This is a genomic window from Aliiroseovarius salicola, from assembly GCF_027891095.1.
Classification (GTDB): Bacteria; Pseudomonadota; Alphaproteobacteria; order Rhodobacterales; family Rhodobacteraceae; genus Aliiroseovarius; species Aliiroseovarius salicola.
Genome location: NZ_JAQIIO010000002.1, coordinates 229,977 through 254,284 on the forward strand (window position 1 = coordinate 229,977; position 24,308 = coordinate 254,284).

Sequence of the window (24,308 nt, forward strand, 5' to 3'; positions counted from 1 at the left end):
AAATATGTCTGAAGAAATCAAATCCACCGAACAGGACAGCGCAGGATTTGCGCCGCGCGACCACGCCGAGCTGACCGACACGCAAATCACACGTCGCTACTTTGCCAAGTTCGACGCGATCACCGGGCATCTTGCTCGTGTGGCGGGGCAGATGGAGGCTGAAGGGCGGATGGGGCGCGATGAGGTTCAGGTCTTGGCGGAATACCTCGTCAAGCTGGGCTTCACCTTTCGGGCGCTGTCAAACAAGTATCATTTCTCGGGAGCGGCTGGTGGAGTATCAACACAGGCGCTTACCTTTGATCGGCGTGAAAGCGGGTTTCCGGTGGCGGCGGAGCTGTTGCAGATGGCGGCGGATGCGGCGCAGGCCGAGGGGCATCTGGCGGGGATGCCCAGCGTAGATAAGCTCAAATCCGAGATGGTGAGCCAGATTGTCGGGGAACTCGCCAAACCCACCAAGCTGCAATACAGCCTGTCACAAAGGCTCTACTACGAAGAATTGGTCAAAGGGCAGCTTTTCTGGCCGCAGATGCACCCCGACGTGATCTGGCGCCGGAATGACGGCGAGGGGCGCCATGTGCGGCGTCATTACCTGATGCACTGGGCAGTTTATGACAGTGAGGTGAACCTGCCGACGATCTACCTGATGGAAGTCGAAGACACCGGCAAATACGCGCTGCCCAAGGATGACGAACGCTGGCCGCAGGTGCAGGCGCATTTGACGGCGCAGTCAATGGCGGGATTGAAGCTGGTGACGATTGCCACCGGGTTTGATCGCGATTTTGACAACCTGCACCCGAAACGCCTGCGACGGTTCCATATCGGTCCGATGTACAGCCACACGTTCACGCGCCAGACCGGCCCGTTGCGTGAGGTTCTGGAAGAGGCGAAATCCCCCCCCGGCGAGGATTGGGCGCTGGCTTGGACACTGGAGGAGTTGGAAAGCCGAGAAGTGAAAGAAGAACGCTCTGGCTGGTTTGGGACAGTCGAGCGCGAAGTATTTCAGCTTGATCCCTTTGCTGGGCGGGGCGCGGATCTTGGGGCGACACGAATGGAACGTTCGATCATTCTGCCCGAACGCCCGTTTCAGGTTTTGGCAGAGAAGAACCCGCCAGGCTTTCGTGATGTACGGAAATTTGTGGTTCGCCCTGGCGGGCAGGTTCTGAGTTATCGGTGAGGTTGCTGGGGGACGCTGTCCCCCAGGCCCCCTGGGATATTTATGGTCAGAAGAAGAGCTGGGTTTTGTATCTTCTGAAAATTTGGGAGAGTGAATTATGTCAATGCCAGCAGATGTGATGGAGCTTCGCGAAGAGGAAATCCGCGCGCATTATGATGCCGCGGCGGGGTTTTTGGACGGGTTTGATCACACACCCCGTATTGCCAAACCGAAAGTCGCGACAGCTCAGCCAGAGCGGTCATCTGGTCTTGGCACGCGGCGGCGGTTTCGCTCGACCACACCCGGACTGGTGACGCGATCCACTGCGCGACCTGAAGGGGTGCATCTGGTTGAGCGGATTGAAGGGGCAGATGGAGGGGATCCGCTGGTCTCGCCGCTTCAGGCCACGGTGTTGCACGGGCTGCGTCGTACTCTGGCGATTGCGCTGGCCATGGGGGAGGGGTTTGCCGAAGCAACCGAACTGGCGACCCTGAAACGCGCTAATCTGCAAGGCGCGTTGGCAGGCGAGAAGAAGACCTTGTTCACCGGGCTTCTCGCGGCAGAAAGCCTTGCCGTCCTGCACGTCTTTGCCAATGCGACCGCATTCCTTCTGGCCCCGCACAGCACGGAAGTGTCGGTCGAAGTGGGCACCGTGGACGAGGTGCTGACTGACAATGCTCCTCTGGCTTTGCATGGTGCTTTGTGGGAGTTGGATCAGGATTTGGCGGCATTTGTCGATGCAGACGAAAAGCTCGTGCCGACGGTTCTCGCTTTTGCCGAACAGCTGATGGAGAAGGTGGCCCTGCGCGCGCAAAACGCGCCGCATCTGGGGGCGTTTACGGGTGCGAATTTCCGGGTTGAGGCGGATGAGCTGACGATCTCGGGCTTCACGCCGGCGCGCAGTGCCAAAGGGTCGACACTGACCATGGCGTTCAAAAAACCGAACGAGGTTGTGGGCAATCACATTGCCAAATACCAGGCGATGAAGCTCAGTAAAATGCTGATGGCTTATGACTTTGAGCGCAAGCTAAACCCCTTTGCCGAACTGGGCGGGTTCATTTTCACCTTTATGGGCGATGGCGCACCGGGGACGGGCAAAACTACGCTGATCCAGATGATGGCGGGGTTGGTGAATGAGTATTGTCAGGTGGCGGGCTATCCGTTCCGCTACCAGAATTTCGGTATCGATAATATCGACAGCTATCAGGGCAAATCGGGGCAGAACGCCAAGGCGTTCATCCAGAATGTGCTCGACCCGCAGGTGATCGGGTTTGGTACGATTGATGACATTGACCAGATTGCTGGCAAGCGCGGGGACCGTCAGTCTTCAGCCGGTCAGCAGGAAGTGACCGCTGTGTTCATGGAGGCCTTTGCGGGCGCGAACACTGTGGTGCGCGGTAATTGCACCTTTGGCATGTTCTCGAACTACCCCGAAAATGTAGACGACGCGCTGCGCCAGCGGGCGGGCGCGCGGTTTTTGGTGGATGGTCCGCAGACGCGGGAGGATTACATCGACATCCTCAACCTGCTCATGGGCAAGAACCACACGATCCCGCTGGGGGAGCATGAGGCGTTTGCCGCGCAGGAAATCAAACGCGCGGTGGCAGCGAGCTTTGATGGGCACAGCCGTCCGAAAGAGGCAGGGCTTCTGAATGTGTTTGACCGGGTGCATGGCGAGATTGGCGAGCTGGATACGATTGCCAAAATGGGCACCTATTTGAAGGCCATCCAAGTGGCGGATCCGCGGTTCACTGGGCGTGCGATCAAGAACATCACCGACGCGGTGAAGGTGCGCGCGATGGATTTTGAACTGCCGGATGAGTGGATGGAAAACCCCGACCTGTTCCTGTTCAAATCCTACGACGAAAAGAAAGCGATGATCGCCGACCTGCGTGTGCCGATCACCGTGGAAATGGTCATTCAGGAAATTAACCGCTACGCCGACAGCGAGTTCCGCTACGCCGACAAATCGGACGAAGTGGCGATTGAAAACATGGTGCGGGACTTTGGCCGTCAGGAAGAGGCGAAGCGGCGGTATTTGGAGAATAAGAAAATTGGGGTGAGTAAAGATGCCTAACGCCAGAATTAGCTTTCCAACTAAGACAGATTTGGCAACCCTGTTCGAATTTGCTAGGGATTTGGATTATTACACGCAACATGATCGGTTGATCATCGATATGCCAAATAAGGTGTTTTGTGGCCCATTTGCAATGTTGTTGTTGGGGGCTAAGATTAAGTATTTAAAAGATAAGTGTCCCAATTTGCAGGTCATATTTAATAATTGGGATAGCCTACCATATCTTTCTCATATGGGCTTTTATGATTTATGTGGCTTCGATCATGGAAAGATGATGGGGCAAGCCTCGGGCAACTCTCGCTATCTTCCAATTACTCAACTGGAGGAAAAAGACTTAGTCGAAAAGCCCATCGATGAGTACGAAGAAATGCAAGATCTTTTGCAGCGCTCGGTTGATCGCATCGCACTGGTTTTAGCGCACGATCAATACGAAAACCAAGATCTCTACGATGTTCTGGGATATTCTCTGCGCGAAGTTTTTAGGAATAGCTTTGAGCATGGTGACACGTCGAGTATCTATTATTGCGCTCAATATTGGCCCACGAGCAACAAAGTCGAATTTGCGGCATGTGATTTTGGGATTGGTGTCAGAAAAGGGCTTGGGCGAAATCCGAACTTTCGTTTTAAAAAAGATAAAGATGCGCTGGAGTGTGCGCTTCTTCCAAGTGTTTCGGGGCGAACACATGAGCCAAGGCGGTCTTCGAATTGGTTCAACTCTGGCTACGGGCTGTATATGACAAATCGACTTGCTCGGAATGGTGGAAACTTTGTTATTTGTAGCGGAAATAGTGCGATCTGTATGACGCCTAAAACTAAGAGTAACTTCGTGACTTCCTTTCCAGGAACAATTCTACGAGTGAACTTAAACGTAGGTCAAATTGGGCGTGTTCAAGATCGTCTTGCGGAGTTTCGTGAAGAAGGAAAAATGATCGCTGCCAAAATCAAAGGTTCAGGAAATCGTCCGCCTTCAGCGATGTCACTACTTCTAAGGCGTGACTATGCTCCTTCGCCTAGGAGAGGGGGATGAAACGCCTCATTAAACGCGGTCTGATGTTCGGCAATCTGATTCGGGTGGACAGCCCGGCGTTGATTGCGCGCTACAACCGTGCGTTGGAGAAGCTCTCGGGGCGGACCACAACCCTCACCGAATTTCACATCGACATTTCCGGTTTCTCGCCCGAAGTGGGTGAGGAGTTTGGGGACGATGCATATCTCAACCCCGGCGGTTGCAATCGGCAGTTCATCATCCTCACTGTTGATCAGAAAAAGGCGCCGCTTTTGAATGCGTCTTTCTCCACCTCGCGCGGGATCTTGAAACAGTTCATGGCGCAGCATGAAGCGAAGCTTTTTGCGCTCACCGCCCATGATGCGGTGGCGGGCGAGTTGGAGAACTCGGTTTATGCGGTTGGCGAGATGCGGGATGTGCTGGCGATCCGCAAGATCTCGGTTGTTGCGGACACCACGCAAAGCCATGTGGCGAACGCGCGGAAACTCGCAGAGAAGATCGACCATTTCCAGACTGCTGAGGGCGCGTGGTATGACGATCAGCTCATCGACGAGATGATAGACCTCGCCCGCGAAACCGGCGACGTGACCCGAGTGCCGGTGGATCTGGGCACGCCCACCTATGAGCAGGGCAATTTCTGGACCAGCCATTTTGGTGGTGTCTATGTGTTTCGAGATGCCGAAACGCCTGCGCTGATCACAGCGGGAGACCGCACGCAGCTCAAAGGGGCGCCGTTTGACCGGTTCTATGATCTGGATGATGTGAATGGGATCGCGTCCTTCCTGAAGAAAAACGATCTGGTGGAGCCGGTGATCAAGGCGCGCGGTGTCGATGGCGCGCGGATCCTGCGGCAGAAAATGCAGTTCATGTTGGTGGATGCCGCGACCAATGCCGGGATGGATCTGGGTGATATGTCACACCGCACCCTGCGCCGGATTGCCAACCGGCTTGCACAATCGCGGGGCCTGCCGGAAGCGTTCCGGGGGCTTGCCGCGATGGTGCGTTGGGCGGAAGCAGGAGGCAAATGGCCGCGGATCGACAGCCGCCATCCGTCCTATTTCTACACCCTGCGCGCACGGCCAGATCACCCGGACCGCGACCTGATCAACCAGCTTTTGTCCGAGCTTGCACCCATGGATGTGCGCCAGCTTTTCATCTGTCACAAACAGGCCTTTTATGGTGCCTATGCCACATGGCCAGACGAAAAACGCGAGTTTGTGGCAGAGTTCCTGCATCGTGATTATATGGCAAATAAGGCGGGTGCCAGGGAGCGCCTGTTTGGAGGTGAGAAAACGGCTCTGGCTGAGAGCCCCTCGGCACGCAATCCATGGAATTCGGTCAAGCAAGACCAGGAGGCGCTGCGTGAGAAGTTGATTGATGTGGTTGGTCCCTGGGGGGCGATTGGACGGAGGAGATAATGGCCTTTCTGCGACTTATCATTTTTGGCTATCTCGGGCTGACGGTGCTGTATTGGATCATCAGCCTCTATTCCCGTTCCGTGCGCCTTGAATGGCTGGAGGGTGAGTGGGCAAAGGACCATCCAGAGGACAGTGACAGCCCCGAGCGTCAGGAGTTTTTAGATGCGGGGATGGCCGAATATCACAAAAGCCTGCGGTCCAAACTCATCTGGCTTGTTTATATCATTCCGACCATTGTGGTCATTGTCGCACTGTTGGTGCGTAACACGAACTGAGGTTTTCGATGCAAACCGTAAAACGAACTCTCAAAATCATTCTGGTGATCCTGTTGGGGCTATGGGCTCATTATACCCTGCCGCAGCATGATATTGTGCGGGTGGTGAATACCTATCAGGAACGGCAGGATCTGGATGATTGGACCCGAATTTTCTGGGCGAGCCCGGATGACCAATCTACCGGGCTGGTGAACCGAGATGTTCAGTTCATTCAGACTGTAAGGAAGAAAACTTTCCTTCTGGGATTCTGGCGGCGTGATGCCGAGGCGGCCATGGTGTATCGCAACGAGGACACCGGTTGGTCCTGGCCTCCATATCTGAAGTTTGACACAGCGACGTTGCAAACAGAAGTGGACGATCTGCGTTCAACACCAGAAAATCCGAAATGGGCGGTGATTACGCATTACGGCTGGCGAAATGAGCTTTTCTCAGCCTTTCCCAATGCGGTGAAAATCCGGGCGGTCAGTGGGCCGGATGTGACAATCATTCCCTGGTTCAACATCTTCTTTTTTACGTTCTTGATTGCTGCCTGGTTGTTCCTGCGTGCGCTCTGGCGGCAGTTTCGTCAGCGGTCGATTGACCCGGCGCTGGAAGATGTGACCGAGACCTGGGACCTGATCGATGACAAGGCGGATGAGGCCAAGGGGTGGTTCCGCGGCTGGTTCAAGCGCAAGTAAGTCGATCTTATGAGGTTAAGAAAGCCCCGCAATTGCGGGGCTTTTTGTTTTCTTGCCTTCGGCGAGGATATTTTTGGTCAGAAGAAACTGGGAGTGCGTAGCCCCTTTCCCTGTCATTCGCCGTAGGGCACCCAGACGGTTTTGACTTCGGTGGCGTGGGCGAGGAATTCTTTTCCTTCAGCGCGCAACCAGTCACGGGCGCGGGCGTTGTTGACCCATGTTCGTTTCAGGTTGCCCGCGCTTTCCATCTCGACAATGGTCGAGATGTCTGCACCTGATTGCGCCCAGACAGCATCGAGGTTCAGGTGGCCCGCCATTGGAGCAGCCAAATCTACGTGTGACCCGGTGAGGATGTTCACCACCCCGGCTGGCAGGTCCGATGTCTCCAGCACCTGATAGAAATCGGTGGCGGCGAGCGGGTAGGGCTCGGACGCCACCAGCACCACACGGTTGCCCATGGCGATGGCGGGGCCCATTAGGGACACGAGGCCCAAAAGCGGAGCTTCATCCGGACAGAACCCGCCGATCACGCCAACAGGTTCGTGCATGGCAAGCGCCACACCGCGCATCGGCACGGGTTTGGCAGCACCGTCGTATTTATCGGCCCATGCGGCATAGGTGAAGAGACGGCTGACCGCAGCTTCAACTTCCTTAGCGCCGGATTTTCCGCCGGTCATGGCGTCGATCCGGGCTGCGAACTCATCTGCGCGGGCGGAAAGGTTCTCGCCGATGTAATAAAGGATCTGCGCGCGCAGATGGGCGGTGGATTTGGCCCAGCCCTTCGCGGCATGGGCGGCCTCAACCGCGTTGCGGACATCCTTGCGGTTGGCGACCCCAACATGGCCCAGAAGCGCGCCTTTGGGAGACCAGATCGCTTGCGAGTATCCTCCATCGGGCCGGGCCTGTTTGCCCCCCACATAGAATTTCGCGGTGCGATCGAGTGCGTCGACCTTGGCGTCTTTGGGAGCAGACACAGGCGCGATGGGTTTCAACGCCTTCGCGTCGCCTTTCGGTTTGGTATAGGCCATCAGCCCTTCCCAACCGCCTTCGCGCCCAAAGCCGCTTTCGCGCACGCCACCAAACCCGGCGGCGGCGTCAAACATATTGGTGCCATTGACCCAGACCACACCGGCGACGAGTTTCGGCGCAATGTCGAGTGCAAGGTTCACGTTTTCGGTCCAGACGGTTGCAGCCAGCCCGTAGCGGGTGTTGTTTGCCACTTCCACCGCTTCTGAGGGCGTGCGGAAAGTGGTGGCGACCAGCACCGGGCCGAAGATCTCTTCCTGCATCAGGGTCGCGGCGGGTGACATGCCGGTGATCAGGGTTGGGGGGTAGTAGCAACCATTGGCGGGCAGCTCGCAAGGGGCGTGATAGACTTCGCCCTGATGTTTGCCAGCCTCCACAAGCGTGGTGACAGTTTGCAATTGCACAGGGTCGACGATGGCACCCACGTCAATGCATTTGTCCATCGGATCGCCCACTCGCAGCTTGGCCATACGGGCCTTGAGCTTGGTGTAGAAGCGATCCGCAATGCCTTCCTGCACCAGAAGCCGTGAACCCGCACAGCAGACCTGACCCTGATTGAACCAGATCGCATCCACCAGCCCCTCGACAGCCGAGTCGATATCCGCATCGTCAAACACGATGTAGGGCGATTTGCCCCCCAGTTCGAGCGTGAGTGACTTGCCGGTGCCTGCCGTAGCGCGGCGAATGAGGCGGCCCACTTCGGTGGAGCCTGTGAAGGCGATTTTGTCGATCTGCTCGTGCGAAGTGATCGCCTCGCCCACACGCCCGTCGCCAGTCACGATGTTCACGACGCCTTTTGGCAGGCCGGCTTCCTCACAGATTTGTGCAAATAGAAGTGCGGTCAGGGAGGTGTATTCAGCGGGTTTCAGAACCACCGTGTTGCCCATGGCAATGGCCGGGGCCACTTTCCATGCGAGCATCAGCAGCGGGAAGTTCCACGGAATGATCTGGCCGCAGACCCCCAAAGCCTCACGGTCAGGGAGTTCTGCGTCCTGAAGTTGTGCCATGCCAGCATGGTAGTAGAAATGACGCGCGACCAGCGGGATGTCCACATCACGGCTCTCGCGGATTGGCTTGCCGTTGTCCAGCGTTTCCAGAACCGAAAACAGGCGTGAATGTTTCTGCATCAGGCGGGCCAGCGCATAGAGGTATTGCGCACGTTTGTGGCCGGGAAGACCCGCCCATTTGCCTTGCGCCTTGCGTGCCGCGGTCACGGCGGCATCCACCTCATCGGCAGTGGCCTGAGTGATTTGCGCCAGTTCCTCGCCATTGGCGGGATTTTTTGAAGCAAAGGTGTCGCCGGGGGCGGTCATCTTGCCATTGATATACAGGCCGAAGGGCGCGTTTTCAGCCAGCCAATCCTGTGCTTCCTTGGCGCTTTCGGGGGCGGGACCATAGTCCATTGTTTCGAAAATCTCTTTGATGGTCATGATCTTACCCAATCGGATGGCGGTGGCCGGCGGAGTAGTGGCCGGTCAGGTGATGTTCAAGCTGGCGTTCAATGTCACCCAGAAGGGACGAGGCACCAAAGCGGAAAAGATGTGGGGTGAGCCATTCATCCCCCAACTCTTCCTTGATCAGTGCAAGATAAGTGATCGCGTCCTTGGCCTTGGAAATGCCGCCCGCGGGCTTGTAGCCGACGCGGTATCCGGTGGCTTCGAAATAGTCGCGGATCGCGCGGATCATCACCAGCGACACGGGTAGGGTGGCGTTCACGCTTTCCTTGCCGGTTGAGGTCTTGATGAAGTCGGCGCCTGCCATCATGCACACGAGGGACGCGCGGGCGACATTGCGCAAGCTGCCCAGCTCACCTGTTGCGAGAATTGCCTTCACATGGGCATCCCCACAGGCCTCACGAAACGCTTTCATTTCGTCATAAAGCGCCTGCCAGTCTCCGGTCAGCACATGGCGGCGAGAAATCACGATGTCGATCTCTGTGGCCCGGGCCTTCACGCTCTCGCGGATTTCTTCCAGACGCAGATGAAAGGGGGACAGGCCCGCCGGGAAACCGGTGGAGACCGCCGCCACCGGAAGGGTTGCACCCAACTGGTCAAGCGTTGCCACTGCGGGCTCAATCATGTCGTGATAGACACACACCGCCCCAGTGGTCAGCCCCGTCATATCGAGGGCTTCGAGCAGATCCGGGCGGACCGGCTGCACTGCCTTGGCCACCAGCCTGCGCACGCGACCGGGTGTGTCATCGCCAGAAAGCGTCGTCAGGTCGATCATGCTGATCGCCTTCAAAAGCCAAGCGGCCTGATGCTCTTTCTTGACCGAACGACGTCCGGGCAGTGTGGCGCAGCGTCGTTCAATGGCCGAGGTATTGGCCTGAGCGGCACGCACCCAGTCCATGTCCAGGTCGATGCCTGGGTTTCGATTGTCGGCGATTTGGGGCAGCTGAGCTGGCGCCTGACCCTGGGGCACGGAATGCCCCTGTTTTTGGTCGTGTCGTTGTTCACTAAGCACGTTTGATCCCTTTGCGTGATCCATCTGTGTTTGTTTTGGTCAATCAGGGCAAAAAAATCGGATGATTTTTGTGCCGTGCAAGGGTGGCATGGGCGCTAACAAATGGCAAGATTTACCAGATGGTAAAAAATTGTTACAGTATTTGCGGGTGAAATGTTTATTGATATCGTTAAAACGACAGAAATTACAGGGCTGATAGTACATTCTAACCGAGCAATGCGGCAAAATGTTTACCGGCCGGTAAAAAAGTTGTTTCCGAGAATATTGTTCGCATAGGATGCCCCATCCGCGCGCTGAGACGGGACTGAGTCCCGGAGCGATTGACGTGAATGGGGGAGACCTGAATTCACACACCCACAGCGCGCGCATGAAATTAGTAATGGGAGAACCTTCATGACTTATTCTATTAAAGCCGCCCTGCTCGGCTCGGCCCTTGCGCTGGCGAGCCCGGCTCTGGCAGCTGGCACCCATCCGGTGACCGGCGAAAAGCTGGCTGACGAGCAAACTTTCACCTATCGCGTGCTGGACGAACACACCTCAGTTGACCCGCAGATTGTGGAAGACGTGTCGGGATCCGAGATTGTGCGTGACCTGTTTGAAGGTCTCTACAATCAGGACAAAGACGGCAATCTGGTGCCGGGCGTCGCTGAGAGCCACACCACCAATGATGACAAAACCGTCTACACCTTCACCCTGCGCAAAGACGCCAAATGGTCCGACGGCAAGTCGGTGACCGCTGGCGATTTCGTTTACGCCTGGCAGCGTCTGGCCGATCCGGCAACCGCCTCCGAGTACCAGTGGTACATGGAAGTGATGAACATCAAGAATGCTGGCGCTGTCATGTCGGGGGATGCTCCTGTGACCGATCTGGGCGTGAAAGCCATCGACGATCACACGCTGGAAGTGACTCTGGAAAGCTCGCTGCCGTATTTCGCGCTGACCACCACCCACACCTCGACCTTCCCGACCCCAAAATGGGCAATTGATGCCCATGGTGCTGACTGGATCAAGCCTGCAAACATCGTTGTGAACGGCGCCTACAAGCTGACCGAGCATGTTGCCAACGAACGTCTGGTGCGTGAACGCAACGATATGTACTGGGACAACGGCAATACCATCATCGACAAAGTTGTGTCGCTGGTTATCAACGACGAGAACGTCGCCCTGACCCGCTACATGGCTGGCGAACTGGACCGCACCGAGATCCCGGCTGGTCAATACCCTTCGCTGTCGCAATCAAACCCGGATGAAGCCACCGCTTTCCCGCGTCTGTGTTCCTACTACTACACCATCAACGTGTCAGATAACGCACCGGAATTCCTGAAAGACGTACGTGTGCGTCAGGCTCTGTCCTATGCGATCAACCGCGACATTATCGTCGACAAGGTGCTGCAGGGCGGCCAGACCCCGGCCTATACTTTTACCCCGGGTGCAACTGCCAACTTCGCTGTACCATCGGTGGATTACTCGGGCTGGACCCAAGCCGAGCGCAACGAAAAAGCGGCTGCTCTGATGTCAGAGGCTGGCTATGACAAGTCGAACCCGCTGGACATCACCCTGATCTACAACACTTCGGAGGCGCACAAGAAAGTGGCCATCGCTGTGTCGCAGATGTGGAAACAGGCGCTGGGTGTGAAAGTCACTCTGGAAAATCAGGAATGGAAAACCTTCCTGAACACCCGTGGCGAGCAGAACTATGAAATCGCACGCGCCGGTTGGTGTGGTGACTATAACGAAGCTTCGACCTTCCTGGATCTGGTCCAGTCGGGCTCGGGCTACAACGACGCCAAATATGCCAACGACATGGTTGACGGTCTTCTGAAAGACGCCAAGACCATGGACAACCCGCAACCAAACTATACCAAGGTTGAGGAAATCATTGCCGCCGACATGCCGATCATTCCGATCTATCACTATGCTGGCAGCTTCATGATCAAACCGGACCTCATCGGCAGCTGGCCGGTGAAGAACGTGGAACAGAACTGGTACTCGAAAGACCTCTACAAGGTGGCCGAGTAATCTCTGACCGAAACGGGGCATCGCATCGCGGTGCCCCATCAATCGCGGATCAGAGCTTGAGCAACCGCCTTGAACCACCCGAAAGAATCTGACAATTGCCCGCGGCCTGAGGCGCGGTACCCCAAGTGAATGCGCGGGGTTTTTGTGATACTCAGGTGGCAAGTTACCGCAAAATTAGGTGGATCATGTGAGGTGGCAGCCTCGTGTCGTTCACAATTGGGGACAGTTTCAGCCGCGCTTGACTTTGATCAAAGCAATGGTTGCGGCGCTGTTACATGGGGACAAGATGTTCAACTTCATCTTACGCAGGATCGCCGTCGCGATCCCAACACTGATCATTCTCTTGATCGCAAGTTTCTGGCTGATGCAGACCGCTCCGGGCGGCCCGTTCACTTCCGAACGGCCCTTGCCCGCGCAGGTGCTCGCCAATATCGAAGCCAAATATGGGCTCGACCAACCGATTTACAAACAGCTTTGGGATTATGTCGTGGGCATCGTGACCCAGTTCGACTTTGGCCCGAGCTATAAATACAAGGACCGGTCGGTCAATGACATCATCGCGCAGGGTTTCCCGGTCACGCTGACCTATGGGGTGATTTCCTTTGTGCTGGCGATCATTGTTGGCGGCATTCTGGGCATGGCCGCGGCCATTCGCCAGAACAGCTGGCTCGACTATTTCGCCGTGGGTGTGACCATCGGCGCGCAGGTGTTGCCGAACTTTGTCATGGCGCCGATCCTGATCCTGATCTTCACGCTTTGGCTCGGCTGGTTGCCTGGCGGTGGCTGGAACGGCGGCCAGTGGGAAAACATCATCATGCCGGTGATTGCGCTGTCGACATCTTACATGGCGTCGATTGCCCGTTTGACCCGGTCTTCGATGCTTGAGGTGCTGCGGTCGAACTTTATCCGCACCGCCCGCGCCAAGGGCCTGCCCGATCGCACGATCATTTTCCGCCACGCGCTGAAACCCGCGCTTCTGCCGGTGATCTCTTACCTCGGGCCAGCCTTTGTGGGCATGGTCACCGGGTCGTTCATCATCGATGCGATCTTCGGCACCGGTGGTATCGGTTATTTCTATGTAAACTCGGCCTTCAACCGCGACTATGCGGTGATGATGGGCCTGACGATCCTTCTGGGTTCGATGACGATCCTGTTCAACATGGTGGTCGACATCCTGTACGCCTGGATCGACCCGAAAATCCGTCTGTGAGGGTAGAGATATGACAGACAAACTCGCTCAACCCTTTACGCAAGCCAAAACCGCCGAAATGGCAGATCGCATGGCGCAAGAAGACGTGCAGGGACGCTCGCCCTGGACCGATGCACGCCGCCGGTTCATGGCCAACAAGGCCGCGATGACTTCGGTTCTCGTGCTGCTTTTGGTGTTTATTTTCTCGATCTTTGGTCATTCGCTAAGCGTGTTTGATATCGAAACCATCGACTGGGACGTGCTCGGAAACGTGAAAGAAGCCGGACGGCCCTCGCTTGAAAACGGCCACTTCTTCGGCTTTGATGAAAACGGCCGTGACCTTTACAACCGTGTGGTTCAAGGGTCGCGCATCTCGCTGGCCGTAGGGGTCGTTGGCGCCCTTGTGGCGGTGATTGTCGGCACTGTTTACGGTGCCACCGCTGGTTTTATTGGCGGTCGCACCGACAGCATCATGATGCGCCTCGTCGATATCTTCATGTCGATCCCCTACATGTTCGTGCTGATCCTTCTGCTGGTTGTCGCCGGTCGTTCGATCACCATGATCTTTGTCGGGATCGGCCTGACCGCATGGCTTGACATGAGCCGGATCGTGCGCGGCCAGACGCTCTCGATCAAGAACCGGGAATTCGTCGAAGCCGCTGTGGCGATTGGTGTGCCCACGTGGCAGATTATCTTCCGCCACATCGTGCCCAACCTTCTGGGTGTGGTGGTGGTTTACGCCACGCTTCTGGTGCCGCAGATGATCCTGACTGAAAGCTTCATCTCGTTCCTTGGGCTTGGTGTGCAGGAACCGCTGACCTCTTGGGGGGCGCTGATTTCGGAAGGGGTGAAGAGCATGAACTATGGCACGCTCTGGCAACTTGCCTTCCCGCTTGGTTTCTTTGTGGTCACCATCTTCTGTTTCTTCTTCATCGGCGACGGCCTGCGCGATGCGCTGGACCCGAAAGATCGCTAAGGGGGTATGAGTAATGGCATTACTTGAAGTTCGTGACCTGCGGGTCCAGTTCGACACCCCTGACGGCACCGTGACCGCGGTAGACGGGATCAGCTTTGACCTGCAAGAGGGCGAAACCCTCGGTGTGGTGGGCGAAAGCGGATCGGGTAAATCCCAAACCGTCTTTGCGATCATGGGCTTGCTGGCGCAAAACGGCAAAGCATCGGGATCGGTGAAGCTTGATGGGCAGGAGATCCTGAACCTGCCCACTTCCAAGCTCAACAAGATCCGCGCAGAAAAGATTGCGATGATCTTCCAGGATCCTATGACCTGTCTGAACCCGTTCCTGCGGGTCTCCGATCAGATGGCCGAGGTGCTGACACATCATCATGGCCTGTCGAAATCAGAAGCCATAAGGCGCTCGGTCGAGCTTTTGGATGCGGTGCGCATTCCAGAGGCGAAAAAACGTGTGACCATGTATCCGCACGAGTTTTCGGGTGGGATGCGTCAGCGCGTGATGATCGCGATGTCGCTCCTGTGCAAACCTGATGTACTGGTGGCGGATGAACCCACCACCGCGCTTGACGTGACAGTTCAGGCGCAGATCATGGACCTACTTTCGGATCTGCAACGCGAGTTCAACATGGCGATCATCCTGATCACCCATGACCTCGGCGTCGTGGCAGGGTCGTGCAAGGAAACGCTGGTCATGTATGGTGGGCAGCAGATGGAATACGGCACCACCGAGGGCCTGTTCGAGATGCCAACCCATCCCTACACGATGGGTCTTCTCAAGGCCGTGCCGCGTCTGGATGTGGAAAGCGCGCTGCTTGCCACGATCCCCGGCAGCCCCCCCAACATGATGAACATGCCTAAGGGATGCCCCTTCTCACCGCGCTGCGATTTCGCCTCTGATATCTGTGCTACTCAGCGACCCACGCTGGATGGAGTAACCGGCCGCAAAGTGCGCCGCCGCGCCTGCCTTAAATCGCTGGAGGAACTGGCATGAAAGACATGAATGCGTCCGACCCGCTTTTGAAAGTGCGCGACCTCAAAGTCTGGTTTTCGATCAAGCGCGACGGGGCCATGCCATGGACACCCCATGACACGCTCAAAGCTGTGGACGGGGTGGATTTCGAGCTGATGCCGGGCGAGACCCTTGGTATCGTGGGCGAAAGCGGTTGCGGTAAATCAACTCTGGCCCGTGCCATTATGCGCATGGTCCCTGCCGAGGCTGGCACTGTGATGTGGCTGGGCGATGATCTGCTGTCGATCTCCAAGCGCCAAATGAATGCACACCGCAAAGAGATGCAGATGATCTTTCAGGATCCGCTTGCATCGCTCAACCCGCGCATGACCATCGGCCAGATTGTTGCCGAACCGCTCAAGACCCACTTTCCGAACCTGAAGGATAAAGAAGTCAAACAGCGGGTGCGCGAAGTGCTCGACCGCGTCGGCATTCTGCCCAACATGATCAACCGTTATCCGCACGAGTTCTCCGGAGGTCAGTGCCAGCGTATCGGCATCGCCCGCGCTCTGGTGGTGAAACCGAAGATGATCATCTGCGACGAGCCGGTTTCGGCGCTTGACGTGTCGATCCAGGCGCAGGTGATCAACCTCTTGATGGAGTTGCAGGAAGAGATGGGGTTGAGCCTCATCTTCATCGCGCACGACCTGTCGGTGGTGAAACACATCTCGACCCGCGTGATGGTGCTCTATCTGGGCAATGTGATGGAAATCAGCGAGTCGGATCAACTCTACCGCGCGCCGGGCCATCCCTATACCGAGGCGCTGATCTCGGCGGTGCCGATTCCGGACCCGAAAGCAGAAGCCTCAAAAGAGGTGATGCTTCTGGACGCGGATCTTCCCTCACCCCTCAATCCTCCGTCAGGCTGTGTCTTCCGAACCCGTTGCCCACATGCAAAAGACATCTGTGCGCAGGAAAAGCCGATGCTGACGGATCGTGGCAATGGCCAACAGGTTGCCTGCCACCTGCGCTGATCCAGTGCGATACTTAAGATAAGGCTCCACCAATTTGGTCGGGGCCTTTTCTATCTGTAAATGCGGGCATCAGGCATGGTCTTTTTTCTTGCGAAAATACCTCGGGGTGAGCCTCAAAGAGGCGAGGGGCAGCGCCCCTGAACAGGCTCACATCGTGAGCCACCGTGCGCGGCCCGAAGCATAAGCTGAGGGCCACTTGGTCAACCGTCGTCATGCAGGGCTGGCGGGAAATCCGATCTCATCAAGCAATGCGACCACCTGATCCGCGTTCAACCCGGCGACTGTCACTTTTCTCGCTTCCATATCAAAGCTCAATTCAACGCCCTCTCCGGCATTTTCCAAAGCCTCAGTGATCGAAGCTTTGCAATGGCCACAGCTCATATCTGGTACGTTGAAAGTGGTCATATCAGGTCTCCTTTTCCTTAGCCCAGATTGCGCGACATTTCCTCACGGTCAATAGGTGTTCTGATCCTGTCAGGCCTCTTGACCTTTTGTCGCATCGGCCCCTTATGTGAAGAGCAACCCCATCTGAAAGGATCCGGCCATGGCCGCCGCGAAACGCCTCTCGCTTGAAATCGAAAACATGTCCTGCGCGTCTTGTGTCGGGCGGGCGGAAAAAGCGCTTGCCGGAGTGGATGGGGTGTCTGAGGCCACGGTGAACCTCGCCACAGAAACCGCAGCGGTCGAGTTCGCGGCACCTGCCAATACCAATTCAATCGCCAAGGCGCTGGATCGCGCAGGATACCCGGCACGTCGTGCCACGGCTGTACTTGATGTCGAGGCAATGTCCTGTGCCGCTTGTGTCGGGCGTGTTGAACGGATGCTAGCCTCCACACCCGGAGTTCTGGAAGCGCGGGTGAACCTCGCCACGGAAAGGGCATTTGTGACCTATCTTCCCGGTGCTGTGACGCCCGAAGAAATGTCTCTTAAGCCCAGCAAGGCAGGTTTTCCGACCCGTCCCCGTGCAGATGGTGCTCCGCGAAAGGATACAAAAGAAGAAGATGCGCGCCGGCTTGCGCGCGCAGCACTGCTTGCCGCAGTGCTGGCCGCCCCGGTGTTTGCTCTCGAAATGGGGGGGCACCTGTTCCCTGCGTTTCACCACTGGGTCGCCGCCAATATCGGCATTCGCGTCAGCCAGCTCATTCAACTTGTGCTGACCACATTGGTGCTGTTTGGCCCCGGACGTCTTTTCTTCACCAAAGGCATCCCTGCGCTTTTGCGCGGCGCACCGGACATGAACGCATTGGTCGCGATCGGGACGTCCGCAGCCTATGCCTATTCGGTGATCGCAACGGTGGCCCCTAAACTCCTGCCTGCTGGCACCGCAAATGTCTATTTCGAAGCCGCCGCGGTGATTGTCGTGCTGATCCTCTTGGGACGTGTGATGGAAGCCCGTGCCAAAGGGCGAACAGGCGAAGCCATCCGGGCCCTCGTTGCCCTGCAGCCACGAGAAGCGGTGGTGGAGACAGATGGAAAAGCCGTCACCCGTCCTATCGCTCAGGTGGTCACGGGGGAAGTGCTGTTGGTCAAACCCGGCGGACGCCTCCCTCTCGACGGCGAAGTGATTGAAGGCACGTCCCATGTGGACGAGGCTATGATCACGGGAGAGCCAGATCCGGTGGCGAAAAAACCCTGCGACGCGGTGGTGGGTGGCACGGTGAACGGGGCAGGGGTATTGCGGGTGCGTGTGACCCATACCGGGCCGGACACGATGCTCGCCCAGATCATTCGTATGGTTGAAGACGCGCAGGGGGCCAAGCTGCCCATTCAGGCGCTGGTCGACAAAGTGACCGCCGTGTTTGTGCCCGTGGTGATGGGAATTGCCGCTTTGACCGTTATGGTATGGCTCATGATTGGACCCAGTCCGGCACTTGGGCTTGCGCTGGTCGCAGGGGTGTCCGTGCTGATTATTGCCTGCCCCTGCGCAATGGGGCTGGCCACACCAACCTCGATCATGGTGGGCACCGGGCGCGCGGCCCAATTGGGGGCGCTCTTCCGTCGCGGCGATGCGCTGCAAACCTTGCAGGACGCAGCCGTGGTGGCTTTTGACAAGACCGGCACGTTGACGGCAGGTCGCCCGGAACTGACTGCGGTTCTGATCGCGGACGGGCAGGATGAAGCTCAAGTTCTGGCGCTGATTGCCGCTGTTGAGGCTGAAAGCGAACACCCATTGGCGCAATCGATCTTGCGCGGGGCTGAAGCCCGGGGGATTGCTCCAGCCAAAGCCGAAGGGTTCAAGGCCGAAATAGGCATGGGGGTGCGCGGAACGGTTGATGGTCACGCCGTTCTGGTTGGCTCTCAAACTTTCATGGCACAAGCGGGTGTGGCCCTCACAGATTTGGTCGAGCGGGCAGAGCCCCTGCGCACGAAAGGGCATGGTGTGTTCTTTGCGGCTGTCGACGGTAAACTTGTGGCGCTGTTAGGGGTTTCTGACCCCATCAAGCCGGAGACCAAAGCGGCGCTTGAGGTGCTGCACAGCCAAGGCAAACAACTTGCGATGATCACCGGCGACGATCCGGGAACCGCTGCGGCAATTGCCGGTCAGCTGGGCATCGATATCGTGGTGGCTGGGGTGTTGCCTGGCGGCAAGGTGGACGCGCTGAAAGATCTGCGCGCCGCGCATGGCCCCGTCGCGTTTGTCGGGGACGGGATCAACGATGCGCCGGCTTTGGCCGAGGCTGACGTGGGGCTTGCGATTGGCACTGGCACCGATGTGGCGATCGAAGCAGCCGATGTGGTGCTTGCCTCGGACAGCCTGTCCGGTGTTGCCAACGCATTTGAAGTGAGCCGCAGGACCATGACCAATATCCGCCAGAACCTGGTCTGGGCCTTTGGCTACAATGTCATCCTGATCCCGGTTGCCGCAGGGCTGCTGTACCCGGTCTGGGGTGTTCTTTTGTCCCCGATGCTGGGTGCATTTGCCATGGCAGCAAGCTCGATTATGGTACTGACCAATGCGCTACGGCTACGCTTTGTAAAATCAATCGTTTGATTCCGAGCGATATCCAGAAACTCCATTTGATTGACGGACATCAAAGCGGAATTTCCTGAACCGGTTATCACTGGCCTGACAAATAATTTTGTCGGGCCGGGAAGCGGCCTGACACGGGTTCGTTTCAGGAGTTCACCATGGACGCCCATCCGCTCAATGCGTTGTTCAATCCCAAAGCCATCGCCATTTTCGGTGCCAGCGTCACATCAAGTTCGGTTGGAGCGCTGACCTACGCAAACCTTTTGGAGGGCGGTTTTCGGGGTAAGATCTACCCGGTCAATCCCAAGCATGACCTGTTGGGAGAAGTGACCTGTTATAAGCGCGCGGTGGATCTGCCGGACGGGGTTGATCTGGCTGTCATCGCGACGCCCGCCCGTGTGGTGCCTGCGATCTTGCGAGATCTGGGCGAGGCTGGGATCAAACACGCGATTGTTCTGTCGGCCGGGTTTGGAGAAGGGGCCAACAAGGATGATCGGCGCGGCAAAGCGCTGGAGGCTGAGGCCATCGCCGCCGCTCGCAAATATGGCATCCGTTTCATGGGGCCGAATTGTGTGGGGCTGACCCGGCCATGGCTAGGGCTGAATGCGTCCTTCCTGCGCACGCAGGCGCCAAAAGGGCGGTTGGCGTTGGTGTCCCAATCAGGCGCACTCCTGTCAGCCATCGCGGATTGGGCCGGGCCCCACCATTCCGGGTTTTCCGCCATGGTGTCACTTGGCAACTCGGTCAATATTGACTTTGGCGATGTGGTTGAGTTCCTTGCCACGGACCCCAAAACCGAGGCGATCCTTTTGTATGTGGAAGGGGTGCGAGATGCACCTGCCTTCCTGTCCGCTTTGCGCCATGCGGCACGTCTGAAACCGGTGATTGTGGTGAAATCCGGTCGTCATGCAGTGAGTGCCAAAGCGGCGCACACCCATACCGGTGCCCTGATCGGGTCGGATGCGGTCTTTGATGCCGCGATTGAGCGGGTGGGTGCTGTGCGCGCAGATACATTGGGCCAGCTTTTTGCAGCCGCCGAAATCCTTGCCAATTCCAAGAAAGCAAATGGGAAACGACTTTGTATTGTCACCAATGGCGGTGGGGCTGGGGTGTTGGCCGCGGACCGGGCTGCGGATCTGGGGCTCGAGCTGCCACCACTTTCGGACACGACAAAAGAGGCGCTCGACAAGATCCTGCCCCCCTTCTGGAGCCATGCCAATCCGGTGGATATCCTCGGGGACGCCACGCCTGATGCTTATGGTGCGGCGGTTAAGGCTGCGGTGGAGGATCCTAACAATGACGGGGTTCTGGTTCTGCTGACCCCACAGGCGATGACGGATAATACCGCCGTGGCCCGAGCGGTTGTCGATACCCTGCCGAAGCGACGCAAAAAACCGGTTCTGACCTGCTGGATGGGGGAAAGCACGGTGACAGAGGCGCGGCGCTTGCTCAGCGAAAATGGTGTGCCTGACTTCATCACACCGGAGCGGGCAGTCGAAGGGTTTAGCTATCTCGCCAAACATCACCGCAATCGCCAGCTGGCATTGGAAATGCCACGGGCATTGCCGCCGGAGGCGCAGCCTGACTATGACGGGGCGCGGATGATCATAGAAGGCGCATTGTCCGAGGGTCGCAAGATGCTTTCGGATATGGAAAGCAAGGCGCTTTTGCGGGCGTTTCATGTGCCGGTGAATATGACCATCGAAGCCGCCGATCCGCAGGCTGCTCTTGTCTCTGCAGAGACCCTGGGCTTTCCGATCGCGATGAAAATCAACTCACCTGATGTGAGCCACAAGACCGATGTGGGTGGGGTGAAGATCAATATCGCCCACGCGACCAGCGTGAAGCGCGCCTTTCACGAGATTGTCGCGAATACACGCCGTGCCTTGCCCGAAGCCACCATCCATGGCGTCACCGTGGAGCCAATGGCGCGCTTGTCCCAGACCCGCGAGCTTGTGGTTGGTGCAAGCCGCGACCCGGTTTTTGGTCCGACGATCCTGTTTGGCGCGGGCGGCACGATGGTTGAAGTGATGCGAGACAACGCGGTGGCACTTCCGCCACTCAATTCCGTTCTGGCAAATCGTCTGATCAATCGCACCCGCGTCGCCAAAGCACTGGACCAGTTCCGCGACTACGCACCCGCTGATCGGGCCGCAATTGTGGATGTGCTTAAACGGGTATCCAAGATCGTAAGCGAGTTGCCCGAAGTATTGTCACTCGACATCAACCCATTGATGGCAGGCCCCGATGGGGTGATCGCTGTTGATGCGCGGATCGAAGTGGCCCGTCCACCCGCCAGCGACGGGGTCTATGACCACATGGCCATTCACCCCTATCCCCGGCATTTGATGCACCAGACTTATCTGACGGATGGCACACCCCTGATGATCCGCCCAATCCGCACAGATGATGCCGATCACGTACAGGATTTCACCCGCAACCTGTCGGAAGAGGCGCGGTTGATGCGGTTCATGGGGCAGGTGAACGAGCTTTCGCCTGACATGCTGATGCAGTTCACCCAGCTGGACTATCGCCGCGAGATGGCCTTGGTGGCCATGGCCGAACTTGAAGGGCGCGAGGTGCAGGTTGGTGTCGCGCGTTATGTGATCAACCCTGATGAACGAACCTGCGAGTTTGCCATCGTTGTGTCGGACCGGATCCAGCACCAAGGACTTGGGACAAAACTTATGAAAGGGCTGTTTCACGCGGCCGGGCAGCACGGGCTTGAGGTGATCGAGGGCTCGGTGCTGAAGAAAAACACGCCGATGCTCAGATTGATGAAAGAGCTGGGCTTTACCCAGCGCCCCGACCCCGATGACCGTGAGTTGGTGATCGTGGAACGGTGGCTGTGACAGGAAGGCAGGGAGGACCAAATGCTGTCGATGATTTCACACCCGGAGTGCCGGGACCATGATGCGGGGGCAATGCATCCAGAGACGAAAGAGCGGCTGGATGCAATCATGAACCAGCTGATCATGTCGGGCATGGACTATGTGATCCGGCATCGCGATGCGCCTTTGGTGACGCGTGAGCAATTGGAGCGGGTACATGCCGCCGAATATCTCGACCGCGTCTATGCCATCGCCCCCGGTGAGGGGATGCAGTCGATTGAGGTTGATGGCGACACGGTGATGAGCCCCGGCACCCTACGTGCCGCTGAACGCGCTGCGGGTTCCGGTGTGATGGGGGTGGACCTGATCATGTCGGGTGAAGCCAACCCAATCTTCTGCGCTGTGCGCCCGCCCGGCCACCACGCTGAACGGGCCGAGGCGATGGGGTTTTGCCTCTTTAACAACATCGCCGTGGCCGCCGCCCATGCGCTTGAGGCTCACGGGCTTGAACGTGTTGCGATCATCGACTTCGACGTGCATCACGGCAATGGCACTGAGGAAATCTTCAAGGATGAACCGCGCGTGCTGTTCTGCTCGAGCTTCCAGCATCCGTTTTACCCCTTCACCGGACATGAAAAGGAAACCGACAATCTGGTCGATATTCCCCTTTCGGCGGGCGCCAGCAGCACGGAATTCCGCGAAGCGGTCAGCGATCACTGGTTGCCACATCTACATGATTTCAAACCGCAGATGGTGCTGATCTCGGCAGGCTTTGATGCTCATACAGCCGACGACATGTCATCGGTCAATCTGGTGGATGCCGATTACGAATGGGTGACAAGCGCGTTGAAATCTGTGGCGGATGAATATGCCGAGGGGCGCATCCTGTCGATGCTTGAAGGCGGGTACGAGCCTGATGTGTTGGCTCGCTCCGTAGTGAAGCATCTGAATGTGCTGTTGGGGTGAGAAACGGCCATCTGGATGGAGCACGCTCTTAAGAGCTTGAATTGAGGAATAAAGAAATGCCCTTTCCAATATCCCCCGGGGTTTTTGTGCAAGAACGCCACCGTCCACCTGAATGGCAAAGCAAAGGGGCGGTGTTATTTATCGGACCTTTTCCCAAAGGTCCGGTTGGAATGTTGATATCGGTGGAAAATGCCACCCAGCTTGAAGAGGTGTTCGGCGACAATGCTCCGCAAGCGCGCTCTCCCCACGTTACGCTGACAGCACTCAGGACATTCTTTGACCAAGGCGGGCGGTCAGCACTTGTGTTGCGGCTGGCAGTTGGTTCCGCACGGCCCAAACCGCTTGGTGCCGAGATGTTGGTAACGGCGGCTGGTGAAGTGGAATTGATCGAAACCGCAGGTCCCGATCCGGTGCAGCCGGGTGATCCGGGTTGGGTGGAACATGTGGAGAAGTCCTTTGCACGAGGGGATGATCTGAAAGGGCTGCAAAATCTCACTCTGGGGCAGGCTGAGTTGGTGGCGGCACCGATACTTGCATCAGTCGCGCCAAGAGCCGCTGGCGAGGTGTATCGCAAGCTGCATTCGCTTTGCCTCTCACAGGATATGTTTCTGTTGCTTGATCCGCCTGAACTGTCACCGGGAAGCGGGTTGGAAAATGGCTGGTTCGGTCGGTTTCGTCTGGGCAATAGCGTCAATGCCATTGCGTTGGCCCCATTGTTGCAACCGATAAATGGCACGGGAACGCCGATGCCTCCCTCTGGTGCCGTGGCGGGCCTGCTTGACCGGCTTGCGCGTCGCCGTGGGGTCTGGTCCTCCCCCGCCGGAGAGCAAGCCTGCCTAAATGATCTGTCACCGGTTGAGGCTACCGATCAAGAGGTTCATGCCGGCGTTAACCGGCTGTGTTCCAGACCGGAGGGGGCGGGCTTTTCCGATGATGGGGTGTACACTCGGGCGGGCAAAGATATGCCTCGGTTGCGTCACCTCAGGGTGCTGCGGAAAACCCGCCTGACCCTGCGGCGGGAATTGGCGCGTTTAATGGATGTAACCCCCGCAGCAAGCCACTGTTCAGAAGCACGCCTCATTGCGGAGGCCCTGATGGTGCAGCTGTGGCAGGACGGAGCGTTGCGCGGTCGTCGTCAGGCACAGGCGTTTCGTGTCAGAACCACCGAACCGGACGTAAAGACGGGCGCATTTGAGCTTTGCGTTGGGCTGGCGTTGCAAGAGCCTGGGCGTTTTTTGTGGGAAAGCCTGACCCTTGAAAAGGGTCAGACCCGGTAAA

The 24,308-nt window shown here is 57.4% G+C and carries 18 protein-coding genes; 15 read left to right on the top strand and 3 right to left on the bottom strand.

Translation table 11 applies throughout. From position 1 onward, the window contains the following. Positions 1-4: 4 nt before the first annotated feature. The 6 genes from O2N63_RS04845 (at position 5) to O2N63_RS04870 (ending at position 6,606) form a co-directional block, all read left to right on the top strand. Entirely contained in the window at positions 5-1,174 is a 1,170-nt protein-coding gene (locus O2N63_RS04845) for a hypothetical protein (protein WP_271053106.1), read from the top strand. 97 nt (positions 1,175-1,271) lie between these two features. Next, positions 1,272-3,230 carry an AAA family ATPase gene (locus O2N63_RS04850; RefSeq protein WP_271053107.1) on the top strand — a complete coding sequence of 653 codons (1,959 nt, stop codon included), beginning with the start codon at positions 1,272-1,274 and terminating at the stop codon, positions 3,228-3,230. After that, positions 3,223-4,257 (top strand): hypothetical protein, encoded by a 1,035-nt coding sequence (locus O2N63_RS04855; RefSeq protein ID WP_271053108.1) that lies wholly within the window; start codon positions 3,223-3,225, stop codon positions 4,255-4,257. Before O2N63_RS04850 ends, O2N63_RS04855 begins: the two co-directional genes overlap by 8 nt. Then, positions 4,254-5,654, top strand: coding sequence for a DUF6638 family protein (locus O2N63_RS04860; protein WP_271053109.1), 1,401 nt, complete (start codon positions 4,254-4,256; stop codon positions 5,652-5,654). The genes O2N63_RS04855 and O2N63_RS04860 overlap by 4 nt, the downstream gene beginning before the upstream one ends. Further along, positions 5,654-5,929: a hypothetical protein gene (locus O2N63_RS04865; RefSeq protein ID WP_271053110.1), complete on the top strand. Its 276-nt coding sequence runs from the start codon at positions 5,654-5,656 to the stop codon at positions 5,927-5,929. The genes O2N63_RS04860 and O2N63_RS04865 overlap by 1 nt, the downstream gene beginning before the upstream one ends. A gap of 8 nt (positions 5,930-5,937) precedes the next feature. Then, a complete protein-coding gene (locus O2N63_RS04870; protein ID WP_271053111.1) occupies positions 5,938-6,606 on the top strand; it encodes a DUF1523 family protein in 669 nt (222 codons plus the stop codon). 113 nt (positions 6,607-6,719) lie between these two features. Here the strand turns inward: O2N63_RS04870 and O2N63_RS04875 are convergent, their stop codons facing one another. After that, positions 6,720-9,062, bottom strand: a complete 2,343-nt coding sequence (locus O2N63_RS04875) for an aldehyde dehydrogenase family protein (RefSeq protein ID WP_271053112.1) — start codon at positions 9,060-9,062, stop codon at positions 6,720-6,722. 4 nt (positions 9,063-9,066) lie between these two features. Then, a complete protein-coding gene (gene deoC, locus O2N63_RS04880; RefSeq protein WP_271053113.1) occupies positions 9,067-10,056 on the bottom strand; it encodes a deoxyribose-phosphate aldolase in 990 nt (329 codons plus the stop codon). A gap of 435 nt (positions 10,057-10,491) precedes the next feature. Here deoC and O2N63_RS04885 point away from each other — a divergent pair, with 435 nt between their 5' ends. From O2N63_RS04885 to oppF, 5 genes are all read left to right on the top strand, one after another. Continuing rightward, positions 10,492-12,117, top strand: a complete 1,626-nt coding sequence (locus tag O2N63_RS04885; protein WP_271053114.1) for a peptide ABC transporter substrate-binding protein — start codon at positions 10,492-10,494, stop codon at positions 12,115-12,117. 286 nt (positions 12,118-12,403) lie between these two features. After that, on the top strand, positions 12,404-13,327 hold the full coding sequence (oppB, locus tag O2N63_RS04890) for an oligopeptide ABC transporter permease OppB (RefSeq protein WP_271053357.1): 924 nt from the start codon (positions 12,404-12,406) through the stop codon (positions 13,325-13,327). A 10-nt stretch (positions 13,328-13,337) separates the two neighbouring features. Then, positions 13,338-14,282, top strand: coding sequence for an ABC transporter permease subunit (locus tag O2N63_RS04895; protein ID WP_408629783.1), 945 nt, complete (start codon positions 13,338-13,340; stop codon positions 14,280-14,282). A gap of 13 nt (positions 14,283-14,295) precedes the next feature. Continuing rightward, a complete protein-coding gene (locus O2N63_RS04900; RefSeq protein ID WP_271053115.1) occupies positions 14,296-15,270 on the top strand; it encodes an oligopeptide/dipeptide ABC transporter ATP-binding protein in 975 nt (324 codons plus the stop codon). Further along, on the top strand, positions 15,267-16,262 hold the full coding sequence (gene oppF, locus O2N63_RS04905; RefSeq protein WP_271053116.1) for a murein tripeptide/oligopeptide ABC transporter ATP binding protein OppF: 996 nt from the start codon (positions 15,267-15,269) through the stop codon (positions 16,260-16,262). Before O2N63_RS04900 ends, oppF begins: the two co-directional genes overlap by 4 nt. A gap of 210 nt (positions 16,263-16,472) precedes the next feature. Here the strand turns inward: oppF and O2N63_RS04910 are convergent, their stop codons facing one another. After that, positions 16,473-16,667: a heavy-metal-associated domain-containing protein gene (locus O2N63_RS04910; protein ID WP_271053117.1), complete on the bottom strand. Its 195-nt coding sequence runs from the start codon at positions 16,665-16,667 to the stop codon at positions 16,473-16,475. A gap of 139 nt (positions 16,668-16,806) precedes the next feature. On the opposite strand from O2N63_RS04910, the gene O2N63_RS04915 reads away from it, so the two are divergent. The 4 genes from O2N63_RS04915 (at position 16,807) to O2N63_RS04930 (ending at position 24,307) form a co-directional block, all read left to right on the top strand. Beyond that, on the top strand, positions 16,807-19,254 hold the full coding sequence (locus O2N63_RS04915; RefSeq protein WP_271053118.1) for a heavy metal translocating P-type ATPase: 2,448 nt from the start codon (positions 16,807-16,809) through the stop codon (positions 19,252-19,254). A 137-nt stretch (positions 19,255-19,391) separates the two neighbouring features. Next, on the top strand, positions 19,392-22,085 hold the full coding sequence (locus O2N63_RS04920) for a bifunctional acetate--CoA ligase family protein/GNAT family N-acetyltransferase (protein ID WP_271053119.1): 2,694 nt from the start codon (positions 19,392-19,394) through the stop codon (positions 22,083-22,085). Positions 22,086-22,106: 21 nt separating this feature from the next. Then, the gene (locus O2N63_RS04925) at positions 22,107-23,030 is read left to right on the top strand and encodes a histone deacetylase family protein (RefSeq protein ID WP_271053120.1); all 924 of its coding nucleotides are present in this window, start codon (positions 22,107-22,109) and stop codon (positions 23,028-23,030) included. A 56-nt stretch (positions 23,031-23,086) separates the two neighbouring features. Then, the gene (locus O2N63_RS04930) at positions 23,087-24,307 is read left to right on the top strand and encodes a hypothetical protein (protein ID WP_271053121.1); all 1,221 of its coding nucleotides are present in this window, start codon (positions 23,087-23,089) and stop codon (positions 24,305-24,307) included. Position 24,308 lies beyond the last annotated feature (1 nt).

What these genes read in the sequence shown, in the direction of transcription:
- O2N63_RS04845 (WP_271053106.1), top strand. Translation starts at nt 5, where the DNA reads ATGTCTGAAGAAATCAAATCCACCGAACAGGACAGCGCAGGATTTGCG.
- O2N63_RS04850 (WP_271053107.1), top strand. Translation starts at nt 1,272, where the DNA reads ATGTCAATGCCAGCAGATGTGATGGAGCTTCGCGAAGAGGAAATCCGC.
- O2N63_RS04855 (WP_271053108.1), top strand. Translation starts at nt 3,223, where the DNA reads ATGCCTAACGCCAGAATTAGCTTTCCAACTAAGACAGATTTGGCAACC.
- O2N63_RS04860 (WP_271053109.1), top strand. Translation starts at nt 4,254, where the DNA reads ATGAAACGCCTCATTAAACGCGGTCTGATGTTCGGCAATCTGATTCGG.
- O2N63_RS04865 (WP_271053110.1), top strand. Translation starts at nt 5,654, where the DNA reads ATGGCCTTTCTGCGACTTATCATTTTTGGCTATCTCGGGCTGACGGTG.
- O2N63_RS04870 (WP_271053111.1), top strand. Translation starts at nt 5,938, where the DNA reads ATGCAAACCGTAAAACGAACTCTCAAAATCATTCTGGTGATCCTGTTG.
- O2N63_RS04875 (WP_271053112.1), bottom strand. Translation starts at nt 9,062, where the DNA reads ATGACCATCAAAGAGATTTTCGAAACAATGGACTATGGTCCCGCCCCC.
- O2N63_RS04885 (WP_271053114.1), top strand. Translation starts at nt 10,492, where the DNA reads ATGACTTATTCTATTAAAGCCGCCCTGCTCGGCTCGGCCCTTGCGCTG.
- oppB (WP_271053357.1), top strand. Translation starts at nt 12,404, where the DNA reads ATGTTCAACTTCATCTTACGCAGGATCGCCGTCGCGATCCCAACACTG.
- O2N63_RS04895 (WP_408629783.1), top strand. Translation starts at nt 13,338, where the DNA reads ATGACAGACAAACTCGCTCAACCCTTTACGCAAGCCAAAACCGCCGAA.
- O2N63_RS04900 (WP_271053115.1), top strand. Translation starts at nt 14,296, where the DNA reads ATGGCATTACTTGAAGTTCGTGACCTGCGGGTCCAGTTCGACACCCCT.
- oppF (WP_271053116.1), top strand. Translation starts at nt 15,267, where the DNA reads ATGAAAGACATGAATGCGTCCGACCCGCTTTTGAAAGTGCGCGACCTC.
- O2N63_RS04910 (WP_271053117.1), bottom strand. Translation starts at nt 16,667, where the DNA reads ATGACCACTTTCAACGTACCAGATATGAGCTGTGGCCATTGCAAAGCT.
- O2N63_RS04915 (WP_271053118.1), top strand. Translation starts at nt 16,807, where the DNA reads ATGGCCGCCGCGAAACGCCTCTCGCTTGAAATCGAAAACATGTCCTGC.
- O2N63_RS04920 (WP_271053119.1), top strand. Translation starts at nt 19,392, where the DNA reads ATGGACGCCCATCCGCTCAATGCGTTGTTCAATCCCAAAGCCATCGCC.
- O2N63_RS04925 (WP_271053120.1), top strand. Translation starts at nt 22,107, where the DNA reads ATGCTGTCGATGATTTCACACCCGGAGTGCCGGGACCATGATGCGGGG.
- O2N63_RS04930 (WP_271053121.1), top strand. Translation starts at nt 23,087, where the DNA reads ATGCCCTTTCCAATATCCCCCGGGGTTTTTGTGCAAGAACGCCACCGT.